This is a genomic window from Xanthomonas sp. LF06-19 (assembly GCF_034105425.1).
Taxonomy (GTDB): domain Bacteria; phylum Pseudomonadota; class Gammaproteobacteria; order Xanthomonadales; family Xanthomonadaceae; genus Xanthomonas_A; species Xanthomonas_A sontii.
In genome coordinates this window covers 60,740-76,361 of sequence record NZ_JAXGGH010000009.1, presented here as the reverse complement: position 1 = coordinate 76,361, position 15,622 = coordinate 60,740, and the positions used below count along the sequence as shown (strand labels likewise).

20 protein-coding genes are annotated in these 15,622 nt (G+C 67.9%); 16 read left to right on the top strand and 4 right to left on the bottom strand.

Annotated features, from left to right (window positions below; translation table 11 throughout):
- The first annotated feature begins 64 nt into the window (after nt 1–64).
- From purM to SLW55_RS17410, 6 genes are all read left to right on the top strand, one after another.
- Nucleotides 65–1,123 (top strand): phosphoribosylformylglycinamidine cyclo-ligase, encoded by a 1,059-nt coding sequence (purM, locus tag SLW55_RS17435; protein ID WP_320745486.1) that lies wholly within the window; start codon nt 65–67, stop codon nt 1,121–1,123.
- Between the two features lie 5 nt (nt 1,124–1,128).
- The gene (locus SLW55_RS17430) at nt 1,129–1,758 is read left to right on the top strand and encodes a DUF2238 domain-containing protein (RefSeq protein ID WP_295963576.1); all 630 of its coding nucleotides are present in this window, start codon (nt 1,129–1,131) and stop codon (nt 1,756–1,758) included.
- Nucleotides 1,759–1,766: 8 nt separating this feature from the next.
- Nucleotides 1,767–2,213 (top strand): hypothetical protein, encoded by a 447-nt coding sequence (locus SLW55_RS17425; protein ID WP_017913806.1) that lies wholly within the window; start codon nt 1,767–1,769, stop codon nt 2,211–2,213.
- The gene (gene purN / locus SLW55_RS17420; protein WP_320745485.1) at nt 2,210–2,863 is read left to right on the top strand and encodes a phosphoribosylglycinamide formyltransferase; all 654 of its coding nucleotides are present in this window, start codon (nt 2,210–2,212) and stop codon (nt 2,861–2,863) included. The genes SLW55_RS17425 and purN overlap by 4 nt, the downstream gene beginning before the upstream one ends.
- Before the next feature lie 63 nt (nt 2,864–2,926).
- Nucleotides 2,927–3,781, top strand: coding sequence for a DUF3108 domain-containing protein (locus SLW55_RS17415; protein WP_320745484.1), 855 nt, complete (start codon nt 2,927–2,929; stop codon nt 3,779–3,781).
- A gap of 2 nt (nt 3,782–3,783) precedes the next feature.
- Nucleotides 3,784–4,467 carry a DUF3108 domain-containing protein gene (locus SLW55_RS17410; protein ID WP_017910671.1) on the top strand — a complete coding sequence of 228 codons (684 nt, stop codon included), beginning with the start codon at nt 3,784–3,786 and terminating at the stop codon, nt 4,465–4,467.
- A gap of 424 nt (nt 4,468–4,891) precedes the next feature.
- On the opposite strand, the gene SLW55_RS17405 is transcribed toward SLW55_RS17410, so the two are convergent.
- Genes SLW55_RS17405 through SLW55_RS17395 form a run of 3 tightly spaced genes read right to left on the bottom strand, consistent with a single transcriptional unit; the run spans nt 4,892 to nt 6,766 of the window.
- Nucleotides 4,892–5,206, bottom strand: coding sequence for a hypothetical protein (locus tag SLW55_RS17405; RefSeq protein WP_010344096.1), 315 nt, complete (start codon nt 5,204–5,206; stop codon nt 4,892–4,894).
- Complete coding sequence (gene murA, locus SLW55_RS17400) at nt 5,203–6,477, bottom strand: UDP-N-acetylglucosamine 1-carboxyvinyltransferase (RefSeq protein ID WP_017910669.1); 1,275 nt, start codon at nt 6,475–6,477, stop codon at nt 5,203–5,205. The genes SLW55_RS17405 and murA overlap by 4 nt, the downstream gene beginning before the upstream one ends.
- Nucleotides 6,478–6,523: 46 nt before the next feature.
- Nucleotides 6,524–6,766, bottom strand: a complete 243-nt coding sequence (locus tag SLW55_RS17395) for a BolA/IbaG family iron-sulfur metabolism protein (protein ID WP_017910668.1) — start codon at nt 6,764–6,766, stop codon at nt 6,524–6,526.
- Between the two features lie 52 nt (nt 6,767–6,818).
- Here SLW55_RS17395 and SLW55_RS17390 point away from each other — a divergent pair, with 52 nt between their 5' ends.
- The 5 genes from SLW55_RS17390 (at nt 6,819) to lptB (ending at nt 10,309) form a co-directional block, all read left to right on the top strand.
- Complete coding sequence (locus tag SLW55_RS17390) at nt 6,819–7,820, top strand: KpsF/GutQ family sugar-phosphate isomerase (protein ID WP_017910667.1); 1,002 nt, start codon at nt 6,819–6,821, stop codon at nt 7,818–7,820.
- 87 nt (nt 7,821–7,907) lie between these two features.
- On the top strand, nt 7,908–8,456 hold the full coding sequence (locus SLW55_RS17385) for an HAD hydrolase family protein (protein WP_017910666.1): 549 nt from the start codon (nt 7,908–7,910) through the stop codon (nt 8,454–8,456).
- Entirely contained in the window at nt 8,453–9,019 is a 567-nt protein-coding gene (gene lptC / locus SLW55_RS17380; RefSeq protein WP_152182017.1) for an LPS export ABC transporter periplasmic protein LptC, read from the top strand. The genes SLW55_RS17385 and lptC overlap by 4 nt, the downstream gene beginning before the upstream one ends.
- Nucleotides 8,997–9,590: a lipopolysaccharide transport periplasmic protein LptA gene (lptA, locus tag SLW55_RS17375; RefSeq protein ID WP_267099351.1), complete on the top strand. Its 594-nt coding sequence runs from the start codon at nt 8,997–8,999 to the stop codon at nt 9,588–9,590. Before lptC ends, lptA begins: the two co-directional genes overlap by 23 nt.
- On the top strand, nt 9,590–10,309 hold the full coding sequence (lptB, locus tag SLW55_RS17370; protein WP_295919966.1) for an LPS export ABC transporter ATP-binding protein: 720 nt from the start codon (nt 9,590–9,592) through the stop codon (nt 10,307–10,309). The genes lptA and lptB overlap by 1 nt, the downstream gene beginning before the upstream one ends.
- 2 nt (nt 10,310–10,311) lie before the next feature.
- Here the strand turns inward: lptB and SLW55_RS17365 are convergent, their stop codons facing one another.
- The gene (locus tag SLW55_RS17365) at nt 10,312–10,980 is read right to left on the bottom strand and encodes a hypothetical protein (RefSeq protein ID WP_157835485.1); all 669 of its coding nucleotides are present in this window, start codon (nt 10,978–10,980) and stop codon (nt 10,312–10,314) included.
- A gap of 488 nt (nt 10,981–11,468) precedes the next feature.
- Between SLW55_RS17365 and SLW55_RS17360 the strand changes: the two genes are divergently transcribed.
- The 5 genes from SLW55_RS17360 to rapZ are packed head-to-tail and all read left to right on the top strand — an operon-like array spanning nt 11,469 to nt 15,596.
- A complete protein-coding gene (locus tag SLW55_RS17360) occupies nt 11,469–12,932 on the top strand; it encodes an RNA polymerase factor sigma-54 (protein WP_295919964.1) in 1,464 nt (487 codons plus the stop codon).
- 50 nt (nt 12,933–12,982) lie between these two features.
- Nucleotides 12,983–13,300 (top strand): ribosome-associated translation inhibitor RaiA, encoded by a 318-nt coding sequence (gene raiA, locus SLW55_RS17355; protein ID WP_010344105.1) that lies wholly within the window; start codon nt 12,983–12,985, stop codon nt 13,298–13,300.
- Nucleotides 13,301–13,321: 21 nt separating this feature from the next.
- Nucleotides 13,322–13,774, top strand: a complete 453-nt coding sequence (locus tag SLW55_RS17350; RefSeq protein ID WP_152182014.1) for a PTS sugar transporter subunit IIA — start codon at nt 13,322–13,324, stop codon at nt 13,772–13,774.
- A complete protein-coding gene (gene hprK, locus SLW55_RS17345) occupies nt 13,771–14,721 on the top strand; it encodes an HPr(Ser) kinase/phosphatase (protein WP_017910661.1) in 951 nt (316 codons plus the stop codon). Before SLW55_RS17350 ends, hprK begins: the two co-directional genes overlap by 4 nt.
- Entirely contained in the window at nt 14,718–15,596 is an 879-nt protein-coding gene (rapZ, locus tag SLW55_RS17340) for an RNase adapter RapZ (RefSeq protein WP_017913816.1), read from the top strand. Before hprK ends, rapZ begins: the two co-directional genes overlap by 4 nt.
- The last annotated feature ends 26 nt before the right edge of the window (nt 15,597–15,622 follow it).

The window sequence follows — 15,622 nt, the reverse complement described above, 5'->3', positions numbered from 1 at the left end:
GAATGCGGGCCTAGCGCCAATGCGGCCTGTTAAAATCGCCGCCTTTCCGCCGACCCCGCCGCCCGTGACCACTTCCCAGCCCCCCGCCGCCGCCCCGTTGACCTACCGCGACGCCGGCGTCGACATCGATGCCGGCAACGCCGTCGTCGAACGCATCAAGCCCCTGGTCAAGCGCAGTTTCCGCCCCGAAGTGATGGGCGGGCTGGGCGGCTTCGGCGCGCTGTTCGACCTGTCCGGCAAGTACCGCGAGCCGGTCCTGGTGTCCGGCACCGACGGCGTCGGCACCAAGCTGAAGCTGGCGCAGCAGCTCGGCCGCCACGACACCATCGGCATCGACCTGGTGGGCATGTGCGTCAACGACGTGCTGGTGCAGGGCGCCGAGCCGCTGTTCTTCCTGGACTACTTCGCCACCGGCAAGCTCGACGTGGAGACCACCGTGGCGGTGGTCGGCGGCATCGCCCGCGGCTGCGAACTGGCCGGCTGCGCGCTGATCGGCGGCGAGACCGCGGAAATGCCCGACATGTACCCGCCGGGCGAGTACGACCTGGCCGGCTTCACCGTCGGCGCGGTGGAGAAGTCGCAGCTGCTCGACGGCGCCCGGGTGCGCCAGGGCGACGTGCTGATCGGCATCGCCTCCTCCGGCCCGCATTCCAACGGCTACTCGCTGATCCGCCGCATCTACGACCGCGCCGGGCGCCCGGCCGACCTGCAGGTCGGCGGCGTGGCCCTGGCCGACGCGCTGATGGCGCCGACCGCGCTGTACGTCAAGCCGATCCTGTCGCTGCTGCGCGAACAGGACGAAGCCATCCACGCCATGGCGCACATCACCGGCGGCGGCCTGACCGAGAACATCATCCGGGTCATCCCGGACGGCCTGGGCCTGGACATCCGCGCCAGTGCCTGGACCATGCCGCCGGTGTTCGAGTGGCTGCAGCGCGAAGGCGCGGTGGCCGACAGCGAGATGTGGCGCACCTTCAATTGCGGCATCGGCTTCGTGCTGGTCGCCGCGCCAGAGCAGGTGGCCGCGCTGGAGCGCAGCCTGGACACCCTGAGCCTGGCGCACTGGCAGATCGGCGCGGTGGTGGCCGCCGCGGACGCCGGCGAACGCGTGCACATCGGCTGAGTCGCATGGCGGCGGCCAAGCGCGCCTGGCTGACGCTGGCGCTGGCGGTGTTCGCCGCCAGTTGGCTACGGCCGCTGTGGCCGGCGGAACAGGCCATGCACAGCTCCCTGGCAGTGCTGGGCCTGGTCTGGCTGGTCTGGCACGACCGGCGATGGCCGCTGCGCACCGGCCATTTCGCCGCCATCTGCCTCTTCATCAGCGTGCACAACATCGCCGCGCACTGGCTGTATTCCAATGTGCCCTACGACCAGTGGCTGCGCGCGCTGACCGGCGGTTGGTCGCCGAGCGCGGCGTTCGGCTGGCAGCGCAATCACACCGACCGGCTGATCCACCTGCTGTTCGGGGTGTGCTTCGCGCCGGCGCTACGCGACCACGTGCGCCAGCGCTGGCCGGCGCTGTCGGCGCGGCAGGCCGTCGTTTTGGCGACGATGGCGATCATGTGCGTCAGCCTGGTCTACGAATGGCTGGAATGGCTGATCGCGCTGCTGCTGTCGCCAGAGCAGGCCGAGTCCTACAACGGCCAGCAGGGCGATCCCTGGGATGCGCACATGGACATGCTGCTGGCCACGCTGGGCTGCGCCAGCGCCTGGCCGTGGCGGCGCACCCCGCGCCCGCTTCCCTCCACCCCGCGCTGAGACCGACGATGTCGCTGCCACCGCCCCTCCCCGCCCCCGGCGGCCATGCCGCCGATGTGGTGCGTGCCACCTCCGACCTGAACACCCTGGCGACGCTGTATGCCGTCATGGCGGGGCTGCAGGTCGTCGTGGTGCTGCTGGTGGGCGCTTTGCTGGCCTACGGCGTGCACGAGGAGGCGCAGCTCAACGCCGTCGGCCAGAGCCCGGACCAGGCGCAGAGCGGCGTCATAGCGATCGTGATGCTGTCGATCCTGCTCGGCTTCGGTCTGCTCGCGCTGCTGCTCAAGGTGCTGGTTGCGCGCGCCTTGCGCCACCGCCGCCAGTTGGGGCTGTGCTACGCCGGCGCCGTGATCACCTGCCTGGGCTTCCCGCTGGGCACCGCACTGGGCATCGCCACCCTGCTGACATTGCAACGCCCGGCCGTGGGCGCCCTGTTCCGGACTCCCGCCCGATGACGCTCCGCCTCGCTGTCCTCGCCTCCGGGCGCGGCTCCAACCTGCAGGCCATCCTCGCCGCGATCGCCGCCGGCACCCTCGATGCCGAGGTGGTCGGCGTGTTCGGCGATCGTCCGGAGGCGCCGGCGCTGGCGATGGTGGCGCCGGACCGGCGCTGGTCGGCGCGGCCCAAGGACTTCCCCGATCGCGTCGCCTTCGAGCAGGCGCTGGGCGACGTGGTCGCCGCGGCACGGCCGGACTGGGTGGTCTGCGCCGGCTACATGCGCATTCTCGGCGCCGGCTTCGTGCAGCGCTTCGGCGGGCGCCTGCTCAACATCCACCCCTCGCTGCTGCCCAAGTACCGCGGCCTGCACACCCATGCCCAGGCCTTGGCGGCCGGCGACGCCGAGCACGGCGCCAGCGTGCATTTCGTGGTGCCGGAACTGGACGCCGGCGCGGTGATCGCGCAGGTGCGGGTGCCGGTGCAGCCCGGCGACGGTCCCGACGACCTGGCGCAGCGCCTGCTGCCGCGCGAACACCGGCTGCTGTGCGCGGTGCTGCGGCTGGCCGCGGCGGGCCGCCTGGCTGAACGGGACGGCAAGGTCTGGCTGGACGGTCAGTGCCGGTTTAATCCGCTGCGCCTAGATTGCGACGACGTGCTGCTTCCCTGAATGCGCTGCCGCACCTTCCGCGGCCCCTCCCCCTCTTCCCTCCCGCTCACGCCAGCCGATCCCATGAAGCTCGCTCCGCGTCCGTTCGCCTTCCTCGTCGCGTCCGGCCTCGGCCTGCTGGCGCCCATCGTCGCTGCGCAGGTCACGCCGGCGCCCGCCGCGCAGCCGGCGCCGCAGACCGCCCCCGCCCCGACCACGCCCGCCACCGGCGCACCAGCACCTGCTGCCGCAGCGGCGCCGGCGCTGCCCGCCGAGGCCTGGACGCCGCCGCCGCTGCAGCCCTTCGTCGCCACCTACGATGCCCTGTACAAGGGCAAGCCGGCCGGCGACGCGCGCATGGACGTGGTGCATACCGGCGGCGACCAGTGGCGGGTCGACCTGGGCGTGCATGGCCGCAGCGGCTTCGCCAGCATCCTCGGCCTCAACATCGAGCAGAGCACGGTGTTCACCGTGCAGGAAGGCCGCTACGTCCCGCAAAGCCAGAGCACGGTCAAGAAGGCGGTGTTCTTCGGCAAGAAGGTCACCGGCGTGTACGACTGGAAACAGGGCGTGGCGCGCTGGGACGGCGACCTGAAGAAGGACCGGCAGGCGCCGATCCCGCTGCAGCCCGGCGACCAGAGCGCGCTGCTGCTCAACCTCTCGCTGATGCGCGACGCACAGCCCGGCAAGACCATGACCTACCGCTTCGTCGACGTCGGCCGGGTGCGCGAACATGTCTACCGCGCCGCCGACCAGACCGAGACCGTGCAGGTCGGCGACATCAGCTACGACGCATTGCGGGTGTCGCGCACCAATGGCGGCCGCAATGAGACCATCCTGTGGATCGCCAACGGCGTGCCGACGCCGGTGCGCATCCTGCAGCGCGAAGATGGCGAAGACCGCATCGACCTGCGCCTGACCGAATACCAAGGAGCCTGACCATGACCCGCATCGCCCGCCCGCTGACCGCCCTCGCCGCCGCCCTGCTGGCCACGGCGAGCCTGCCCGCCCTGGCCCTGGAGCCGTTCACCGCGGACTACCAGGCCAGCTACATGGGCATGCAGGCCAACGGCGTGATGACCCTGGCCAAGCAAGGCGCCGACCGCTGGCGCTACAGCCTGGCGATCAAGAACCAGGTCGCCGACCTCAGCCAGAGCACCGTGTTCGAGGAAAAGGGCGGACAGCTGCGTCCGCTCAGCAGCGACGACCGCTCGGTGTTCCTGATCAAGAAGAAGGCGGTGACCGCCAACTACGACTGGAGCACCGGCCAGGCGACCTGGGGCGGCGATCTCAAGGCCGACCGCCGCGGCCCGGTGAAGCTGCAGCCGGGCGACATGGACGCGCTGCTGATCAACCTGGCGATCGCGCGCGACGTCAACGCCGGCAAGACCCCGAGCTACCGCATGGTCGACGAGGGCCGCGCCAAGCCGATGACCTACCGCGTCGCCGGCAAGGAAGCGGTCACCGTCAACGGCAAGACCGAGCAGGCGACCAAGGTCAGCCGCACCGACGGCTCCAAGGAAATCATCGCCTGGATCGTGCCGGACATGCCGGTGCCGGTGCGCATCCTGCAGCGCGAGAACGGCCAGGACGCGCTGGACCTGACGATCAAGGCGTTGCGCTGAGAAGCCGGGATTGGGGAATGGGGATTCGGGAATCGTGAAAGCGGTTCCCCGCGCTTGATCGTTCCCGTGTGAGGGCCGGGATTGGGGAATCGGGATTCGGGAATCGCAAAAGCGGTTCCCCGCCTGCGGTTTTTCCCATGTAGGAGCGGCTTCAGCCGCGACGCGGTGAACCGTGATTTGGGATTCGGGCTTGGGGAATCACAACAGCAATTCCCCGGGCGTGGTGTTTCCCATGTGGGAGGGGCTTCAGCCCCGACGCGCGGATGCGAATCGTCTTGCGGAAACCAGTTGGCGACTTGCAGCAGACCCTCAAGCGGCGCGCGTTGACTCCTATCCACGGCACATGGACCGTGACGACAGACGGGCCTTTCTCTACAGCACTCCCCACGCGGGCGCCGCCCAGGCAGCGCCCTGCCCCACGTCCTTACTTCTTCTCCGCCGGCGCGGCCTTGAAGGTGGTGCGGCAATCCACGCGGATCTGCGCACCGGTGCTGCGCCAGTAGAAGGTGCTGCATTCGCGCGGGCCGTTCTGGGTGCGGCTGACGCCGACCGCATAGAACGACTGCCAGATCTCGTCGCGGGTGACCTGGCCGTCGCCGTTCCAGTCCATGTCGCGCTCCTCGATGCCCTGGGTGATGGCGATGCCGGTGTACCAGGCATAGCCCACCCAGGCCAGCAGCACCACCACGATCGCCAGCAATACCTTGCGCCGGCGGCTGAAGCGGCCGCTGAGGATCATGCGACGCGCCGGATGGACGCGCCCAGCGCCCCCAGCTTCTCCTCGATGTTCTCGTACCCCCGGTCCAGGTGGTAGATGCGGTCGATGGTGGTGTCGCCGTCGGCGACCAGGCCGGCCAGGATCAGCGAGGCCGAGGCGCGCAGGTCGGTGGCCATCACCGGCGCGCCGCTGAGCCGCTCGCTGCCGCGCACGATCGCGGTGTGCCCTTCGATCTGGATGTCCGCGCCCAGGCGCAGCAGTTCGTTGACGTGCATGAAACGGTTCTCGAAGATCGTTTCGTTGATCACGCCGACGCCGTCGGCCACGCAGTTGAGCGCCATGAATTGCGCCTGCATGTCGGTGGGGAATGCCGGATACGGCGCGGTGGTCAGGCTGACCGCGCGCGGGCGCTTGCCATGCATGTCCAGGCGGATCCAGTCCTCGCCGGTCTCGATGCTGGCGCCGGCCTCGGTGAGCTTGTCCAGCACCGCGTCGAGGGTGTCGGCGCGCGCGCGGCGCACGGTCACGCTGCCGCCGGTCATCGCCGCGGCGACCAGGAAGGTGCCGGTCTCGATGCGGTCCGGCAGCACCGCGTGGCGGCCGCCGGACAGGCGCTCCACGCCGTGCACGACGATGCGCGAAGTGCCGGCGCCTTCGATCTTCGCGCCCAGCGCGATCAGGCAGTCGGCCAGGTCGCTGACCTCCGGTTCCATCGCCGCGTTTTCCAGCACGGTGGTGCCGTCGGCCAGGGCCGCGGCCATCAGCACGTTCTCGGTGCCGGTGACGCTGACCATGTCGAACACGTAGCGGCCGCCCTTGAGCCGGCCGTTGCTGCTGGCCTTGATGTAGCCGTTCTCGACGCTGATCTCGGCGCCCAGCGCCTGCAGGCCCTTGATGTGCTGGTCGACCGGCCGCGAGCCGATCGCGCAACCGCCCGGCAGCGACACTTCGGCTGCGCCGAACTTGGCCAGCAGCGGGCCCAGCACCAGGATCGAGGCGCGCATGGTGCGCACCAGTTCGTACGGGGCGACGTGCTGGTGGACCTTGCGCGGGTCGACGGTGATCGCGCTGCCGCGCGACAGCGTGCCTTCGTCGATGGTGACCTCCGCGCCCAGCTCGCCGAGCAGCTTCACCGTGGTGATCACGTCGTGCAGCTGCGGCACGTTGGTGATCTCCACCGGCGCATCGGCCAGCAGGGTCGCGCAGAGGATCGGCAGCACGGCGTTCTTGGCGCCGGAAATGTTCACTTCACCGTGCAGCGCGTTGCCGCCGGTCACTACGATTTTGGCCATGGGTCTCGTGGGGGAATTGAAAGGGGAGAAACGGGCGCGCGGCGGCTCAGCCGGCGGCGCGCCCGGCCTGCTCGGGGGTCAGGGTGGTCAGGGCCAGCGCGTGGATCGCGCCGCCCATCAGCTCGCCCAGGGTGGCGTAGACCATGCGGTGGCGGGCCAGCGGCAGCTTGCCGGCGAAGGCGGCGCTGACCACGGTGGCCTCGAAGTGCACGCCGTCGTCGCCCTGCACCTGCACCTGCGCGTCCGGCAGGCCGGCCTCGATGAGTTTACGGATGGTTTCGGCGTCCACCGGGCTTTCCTAATAAAATGATCGGCCATTCTACCCTCCGACCGGCACCCGCATGGATGTATCGCCCCTGTCTCCCACGACGCCCGACGACGCCGGCCTGGTCGCCAGCGGCCGTCGCGTGGTCGAGATCGAGCAGGCCGCGCTGGCGGCGGTCGGCGCGCGCATCGGCGCCGAGTTCGCGGCCGCCTGCCGGCTGATCCTGGGTTCGCGCGGGCGCGTGGTCGCCACCGGCATGGGCAAGTCCGGCCATGTGGCGCGCAAGATCGCCGCCACCCTCGCCTCCACCGGCACCCCGGCGTTCTTCGTGCACCCTGGCGAGGCCGGACATGGCGACCTGGGGATGATCACCGACGCCGACGTGGTCCTGGCCTTGTCCTACTCCGGCGAGTCCGACGAGATCCTGATGCTGCTGCCGGTGCTCAAGCGCCAAGGCAACGCGGTGATCGCGATGACCGGCCGCGCGCAGTCCACGCTGGCGCGCGAGGCCGACCTGCACCTGGACGTCAGCGTGCCGGCCGAGGCCTGCCCGCTGGACCTGGCGCCGACCTCCAGCACCACCGCCTCGCTGGCGCTGGGCGATGCGCTGGCGGTAGCGCTGCTGGACGCGCGCGGCTTCACCGCCGACGACTTCGCCCGCTCGCACCCCGCCGGCAGCCTCGGCCGCCGCCTGCTGCTGCACATCACCGACGTCATGCACCGCGGCGACGAACTGCCCAAGGTGCGCGAGGACGCCAGCCTCAGCGAGGCGCTGGTGGAGATGAGCCGCAAGCGCCTGGGCATGACCGCGGTGGTGGACGCCGACGACCGCCTGCTCGGGCTGTTCACCGACGGGGACCTGCGCCGCGCCCTGGACAGCGCGCTGGACGTGCGCCAGACCCGTATCGCCGAGGTGATGACCCGGCAGCCCCGCACCATCGGCGCCGACCAGCTCGCCGCCGAGGCGGCCCGGCTGATGGAAACCCACCAGATCAACGGCCTGATCGTGGTCGACACGGCCGGCCGCGCGGTCGGCGCGCTCAACATTCACGACCTGTTGCGCGCCAGAGTGGTTTAACAGGCTGAACCCGTTCACTGCCAGGGGCGCCCACGCCGCTGGCCCTGGCCGCTGGAAAGCCGGCCTCCCCGCCCCGATATCCCGAACATGCCCTATTCCCCGCTGGCCGACCTCCCCGCCGACCTGATCGACCGCGCCGCCCGGATCCGCCTGGCGTGCTTCGACGTGGACGGCACGCTGACCGACGGCCGCCTGTATTACGACCGCGACGGCAACGAGAGCAAGGCCTTCAACGTGCTCGACGGCCAGGGCCTGGTGCAGTTGCGCCGGCACGGCATCGACGTGGCGCTGATCACCGCGCGGCCCAGCCTGGCCGCGGAGAAGCGCGGCCAGGAACTGGGCCTGCTGGTGCAGATCGGGGTCAAGGACAAGCGTGCCGGCGTGCAGGCCCTGTGCGACGAACGCGGCATCGGCCTGGAGCAGGTCTGCTTCATGGGCGACGACCTGCCCGACCTGGCGCCGCTGCGCGTGGTCGGCCTGGCGGTGGCACCGGCCAACGCCCATCCCTGGACCGCCGAACACGTGCACTGGACCACCCGCGCCCGCGGCGGCGAAGGCGCCGCCCGCGAACTGTGCGACGTGCTGCTGGCGGCGCAAGGCCACGTCCCGTCCCTGCTGCAGGAGCATGGCGCATGAACTGGCGTACCACTCTCGGCGGCCTGCTGCTGGTCGGCGCCCTGATCAGCGGCTGGTCGGCCTGGAACCAGCGCAGCAAGCCCAGCCGCAATCCGTCCGACGAAGCCAGCGTGGACTACATCGCCCGCGACTTCGAGATCGTCAGCCTGGACAAGCAGGGCAAGGAAGCGATGACCCTGCGCGCGCCGCAGATGGAACGCAGCCGCGCCGACCAGACCATGTCGATCGTGACCCCGCTGTTCCTGCTGCCCGACGCCAACGGCCAGCACTGGGAAATGCGCAGCAAGACCGGCTGGGTCAGCGCCAACGGCGACGAACTGCGCCTGCGCGACGACGTCGCCGGCGACAGCCCCAAGGTGCCCAGCATCCCGCCCACCACCTTCCGTACCCAGAGCCTGGACGTCTTCCCGCAGACCAACAGCGCACGCACCGCCGACCCGGTCACCATGACCCGGCCCGGTATGATGCAGACCGGCGTCGGCTTCCAGGTCGACTTGAAATCCCGGCAGTACAAGCTCCTTTCACAGGTCAAGTCCCGTTATGAACCGAATGCTGCCCGCTAAGCTCGCCCTGCTCGCCCTGCTGCTGCCGACCCTGGCGCTGGCCAAGTCTTCCGATCGCAACCAGCCGATGGACATCAAGTCCGATGCGCAGGACGGCAACATGATGGCCGACGACGGCAAGGTCCGTTTCTTCGGCAATGTCGTCATCATCCAGGGCACGCTGGAGATCCATGCCGATACCGCCGACCTGTTCCGCAAGAACGGCGACATCGATCGCGTCGTGCTGACCGGCAAGCAGGCCACCCTGAAGCAGGAACTGGACGACGGCTCGCCGATGGACGCGGTCGCGGACAACATCGACTACAAGGTGCCCACCGACACGGTGATCCTCACCGGCAATTACCGCATGACCTCGCCCAAGGGCACGAATGCCGGCCAGCGCATGGTCTACAACACCAAGACCGGCGACATGCAGGGCGGCGGCGACGGCACCCGCGTGCACACGGTGATCCAGCCGAAGAACGCTGGCGCTGCTCCGGCCGGCACGCCTGCGAACGGCGCGAAGCCTGCCGCCAAACCGGCCGCGACGCCAGCCAAGCCGGCCAAGCCTGCGAAGCAAGGAGGCCAGTGATGCTGCTCGCCGAAGGCCTGCGCAAGCGCTACAAGCAGCGCGAAGTGGTGCGGGATTTTGCGCTGACCCTGGAGGCCGGCGAAGTGGTCGGCCTGCTCGGCCCCAACGGTGCCGGCAAGACCACCTGCTTCTACATGATCGTCGGCCTGGTCGACGCCGATGCCGGGCGCATCGTGCTCGACGGCAACGACATCACCGCGCTGCCGATGTACAAGCGCGCCAAGCTAGGCGTCGGCTACCTGCCGCAGGAGCCGTCGGTGTTCCGCAAGCTCAGCGTCGCCGACAACATCCGCCTGGTGCTGGAACTGCGCGAGGATCTGGACAACGCCGGCCAGGAACGCGAACTGGTGGCGCTGCTGGACGAACTGCAGATCAGCCACGTCGCCGACCAGCTCGGCGCCAGCCTCTCCGGCGGCGAGCGCCGTCGCTGCGAGATCGCCCGCGCGCTGGCGGCCAAGCCGCGGCTGATGCTGCTCGACGAGCCCTTCGCCGGCGTCGACCCGATCTCGGTCGGCGAAATCCAGCGCATCGTCACTCACCTCAAGCAGCGCGGCATCGGCGTGCTCATCACCGACCACAACGTGCGCGAAACCTTGGGAATCTGCGACCGGGCGTATATCCTCAACGAAGGCAGCGTGTTGGCGCAGGGCTCCCCGGAAATGCTTCTTGCGAACTCAGAGGTGAGAAGAGTTTACCTCGGAGAAACATTCAAACTTTGATGTTAGTTTGAGGATATCGCATTGACCTTAGGATCGGTGGAAAAAACAAACCTTTTTTCCACCCCTCCCCCAACGACCTCAGACGTTTCCAGCAACCCATAAGCCGGAGTAGGAGGACCAAAAATTCCAGAAACAAGACCCTCATCATCTTTATTTCCAGACATATTTACCTTACCAACGCAGACAGATGTGCCACACTCAAAATCGATACCACTGACATCATTGCGCGCTGCAAGCTTCTCTTTCATCGCAGATAGATAAATTTTCTTTAACTCCTGAGCCTCCGGATCGCCAGCATACTTACCCGCGAAACCACGCAGCAGCGCCGGGAAATTATCTTTATCGAGAAGCTTTTTTGCCTTACTTAAAGAAAGAGCATCGCCGGAGAGCACAGCACTCTCACCGATCGGCACTTCCGCTTTATTTTCCTTACTCCCGCCATCAACAGCATTGAGTCCCTCCCCAACTACGGGATTACTAGGAACTCCAGCTCGAATTCCACCTGAATCATCCCCCGCATTAACCGCATCAACGGACTGCCGCAGTCGGGCAGCCGACCCGGGCATGTCGCCAATGCTTCCAACAGAAAGCAAAGAAGACCCAAAAAAATAAAATACCCCAAAAACAAGGAGCGCGATGGAAGAGAAAAACAAAAGCCGCTTCTTTTTCATCGCACTCCCGATTGGCACAAGACGTATAGGCACCCCATTTCAGGGGCGCAACTGTTTATTAATTCCCAGGCTTAGGAGTGCCCGGAGTATTGAACCGCATCGTTACTTGACCGCCACAACAATCGGCGACATGAACATTACTGCCACTGATAGTAACGACACAACTATTGGTACAACTATAATTAACCCCATTGATGCTAACGGAGTCTGCAAACGCTGTCGTCGTAACCGCAAGCAATAAAACACCTGCAAGCTTCTTAGCAAAAACTGGCACGGCCATAGTAAACAAACTCCTTTTGTATTAGCCATTGATTATCCGCGCAAACTCCATTGCAAAGCTCGCGCCCGTGATACATATCACACCAATTAATCCATCGTCAACAAAAATGTTAAGTGCGATCACAGGAGCCCCTACCGCCAAGCGCAGGTAACTTCTCTGAGACAACGCTAAGATTCAGAACCGCTTCACTGCTGAGTACACACGACGGATGAAAGCACGGCTGCAGACATCGCTGGGACAGCACCTGGTCATGACGCCGCAGTTGCGGCAGGCGATCAAGCTGTTGCAGATGTCCAGCGCCGAGCTGGAGGTGGAGATCGCCGAGGCGGTGGAGAGCAATCCGCTGCTGGAGTGGTCCGAGGACGCTGCACCGGCGTTCGAACGCAGCGAAGGCGCCGACCACGGCCTTGACCGCGACCACGCGGCAGGCGAGACACGTAGCGACGGCGATGGCGACCGCGGCGAAGCCACGCAGGCCGCCGACGGCGCCGACTGGGCCGACGCCGAGCCGGCCTGGGCCGGCGGCAGCGGCGGTTCGTTCGACGACGACGACCTCGGCAGCGCGGCCGAGCGCGTGGCCGAGCCGGACACCCTGATCGACCACCTGCTGTGGCAGTTGCACCTGTCGCCGCTGTCCGCGCGCGACCGCAGCATCGGCGCGGCGCTGATCGACGCGCTGGACGACGATGGCTACCTGCGCGAACCGCTGGCCGCGATCGCCGAGACCCTGCGCCCGGACATCGCCGCCGAGGAGGACGAGATCCTCACCGTGCTGCACCAGATCCAGCGCTTCGACCCGGCCGGCATCGCCGCGCGCAGCCTGGGCGAGTGTCTGACCCTGCAGTTGGACATCCTGCCCGAGGACACGCCGGGGCTGGCGCTGGCCCGCATCATCGCCAACGGTCCGCTGGAGCGGTTGCCGCGCAGCGGCGTGGCCGGACTGGCCCACGAACTCAAGCGGCCGACGGCGGAGGTCGACACCGCGGTCACGCTGCTGCGCTCGCTGGACCCGCGCCCGGGCAAGCAGATCGGCGAACTGGGCAGCGACACCTACGTGGTGCCGGACTGCGTGGTCTGGCGTCAGCGCGGCGTCTGGCATGCAGCGCTGTCGGCGCATGCGCAACCCAAGGTCACCATCCACCGCGGCTACGAGCGGCTGATCCGCCAGTGCGGCGAAAGCGACGCCGGCTACCTGCGCGGGCAACTGCAGGAAGCGCGCTGGCTGCTGAAGAGCCTGGAGGCGCGCGGCGAGACCTTGCTCAAGGTGACCCGGTGCCTGCTCAAGCAGCAGGCCGGCTTCCTGGAGTTCGGCGAACAGGCGCTGCGGCCGCTGACCCTGCGCGAGATCGCTGGCGAACTGGGCCTGCACGAAAGCACCATCTCGCGCGCCATCGCCCGCAAGTACGTGCGCACCCCGCGCGGCACCATCCCGCTGCGCGCCTTCTTCGCCTCGGGCATCGACACCGACAGCGGCGGCGAGGCGTCCAGCACCGCGATCCAGGCGATGATCCGCCGGCTGATCGATGCGGAGAATCCGCGCAAGCCACTTTCTGACGCCAAGCTGGCCGACCTGCTGAAAAGTGCCGGCGTGCCTGTAGCGCGCCGCACCGTGGCGAAGTATCGTGAGGCCATGAACATTTCCGCCTCCCACGAACGCGTTCGAATCGGCTAGCGGCGGCGGCGATGGTTCATAGGTGTGAAACCCGAACCAAGGAGTATCCGATGCGTATCGAGACCTACGGCCAGCAGATCGAAGTCACCCCCGCCCTGCGCGAGTATGTGGAGACCAAGCTGCAACGGCTGAAGCGACACTACGAGGAAACCATCGAGGTCCGCGCCCAGCTGGCGCTGCGCAAGCCCGACCATCACGTCGAGGCCACCGTCAACGTCCCCGGCCGCACCCTGCACGCCGACGCCAGCGCGCAGACCATGTACGCGGCGATCGACCTGCTCGCCGACAAGCTGGACCGGCTGATCATCAAGCACAAGGAAAAGAAGCACGACCACCATGCGGCCGAGGTGCGCGACAATCTCGCGTGATCCTCCCCACGTTGCGCCGCCATGCCCTTGACCGATCTGATGGCGGCCGTCAGCACCCAGGTGCTTCCGGCCGCCGATCGCGACACCCTGCTGCACACCGCCGCCGGCCTGCTGGCCTGCCAGCAGGCCGGCGCCGATGAACTCTTCACCAGCCTGCGCGAGCGCGAACAACTCGGCAGCACCGCCATCGGCCACGGCATCGCCATCCCGCACGGCCGCGCGCCGGACCTGGACGCCCCACGTGGCGCGCTGCTGCGCCTGCAGCAGCCGATCGATTTCGACGGCCAGGGCACCCTGGTCGACCTGATCTTCGCCATGGCGGTCCCGGCGCACTACACCCACCAACACCTGATGCTGCTGTCCGAACTGGCCGAGCAGTTCTCCATCGAGGAATTCCGCGACGCCCTGCGCAATGCGCCGGACGCCGCCGCACTGTATGCGCTGCTCGGCGGCGCGCCACGGGCCGCCGCATGAACACCAGCATCGACGCACGCGAGCTGTTCGACCAGCAGCGCGACCGCCTGGGCCTGCGCTGGATCGCCGGGCACAAGGGCGAACACCGGGTGCTGGAGGCCGGCAATGCGGTCTCGCGGCGCCCGTCGCTGGCCGGCTATCTCAACACCATCTACCCCAACAAGGTGCAGATCCTCGGCACCGAGGAACTGGCCTGGCTGGACTCGCTGGACGCGCGCCAGCGCTGGGAGACCATCGAGAAGATCGTGCAGGTGCGGCCGTTGGCGCTGGTGGTCACCAAGAACCAGTCGTGCCCGGAAGACCTGCGCGCGGCCGCCGACGAATCCGACACGCCGCTGTGGGTCTCGCCCAAGCGCGGCCACGAACTGCTCAATCACCTGTCCTACCACCTGGCACGCACGCTGGCGCCGCGGGTGATCCTGCATGGCGTGTTCATGGAAATCTACTCGATCGGCGTGCTGATCACCGGCGAGGCGGGTTCGGGCAAGAGCGAACTGGCGCTGGAACTGCTCAGCCGCGGCCACCGCCTGGTCGCCGACGACGCCCCCGAATTCACCCAGATCGCCCCCGACGTGCTCGACGGCACCTGCCCGGAACTGCTGCAGGACCTGCTGGAAGTGCGCGGGCTCGGCGTGCTCAACGTGCGCGAGATGTTCGGCGACACGGCTGTAAAGAAGAACAAGTACCTTCGGCTCATCGTGCACCTGACCCGGCCCATGACCGAGCCCACGCCCCATGGCTACGAACGTCTCACCGGCGATTCTGGGACCCGCCACGTGCTGGACCTGGACGTGCCGCTGATCACCCTGCCGGTGATGCCCGGCCGCAACCTGGCGGTGCTGACCGAGGCCGCCACGCGCCTGCACATCCTGCGCACCAAGGGCATCGATCCGGCGGCGATGTTCATCGCCCGCCACAGCAACCTGCTGGAGCGGCGCAGCCCATGACCGACGGCGCCCCCACCTCCACCCTGGTCATCGTCAGCGGCCTGTCCGGCTCCGGCAAGTCGGTGGCGCTGAAGACCTTCGAGGACCTGGACTACTACTGCGTCGACAACCTGCCGGTGGAACTGCTGCCAGCCTTCGTCAAGAGCCTGGTACGCGAGGATGCCGGCCCCAGCAAACTGGCGGTGGGCATCGACGTGCGCAGCCGCCATAGCGACCTGAGTCAGCTCTCGCGCTGGCGCGAGGCGGTGGCGCAGTTCGGCCTGGATGCGCGACTGCTGTTCTTCGACGCCAACGACGAGGCGCTGATCAAGCGCTACGCCGACACGCGCCGGCGCCATCCGCTGTCGCGTCAGGGCCTGTCGCTGCCGGAAGCGATCGAGCGCGAGCGCGCCCTGACCGAGCCACTGCGCGAGGCGGCCGATGCGGTGATCGACACCAGCACGCTCAACGTGCACCAGCTGCGCCGGCGGGTCACCACCGAGTTCGCGCTGTCCAGCGAGAACACCCTGTCGCTGCTGTTCGAGTCCTTCGCCTACAAGCGCGGGGTGCCGGCCGAGGCGGATTTCGTGTTCGACGCGCGGGTGCTGCCGAATCCGCACTGGGACCCGGAACTGCGGCCGATGACCGGCCGCGACAGCGGCGTGCGCGAGTACCTGGACGCGCAACCAGATGTGCAGCGCTACACCGCGCAACTGATCGACTTCCTCGACACCTGGCTGCCGCGGCTGCGCAACGACACCCGCAGCTACGTGACCATCGCCTTCGGCTGCACCGGCGGCAAGCACCGCTCGGTCTACCTGGCCGAACGCCTGGCCCGCCACGCCCGCGAACAGGGCTGGCCGGAAGTGGCGACCTTCCATCGCGAGCAGGATTGATCGAAAAGCCGGGATTCGGGATCGGG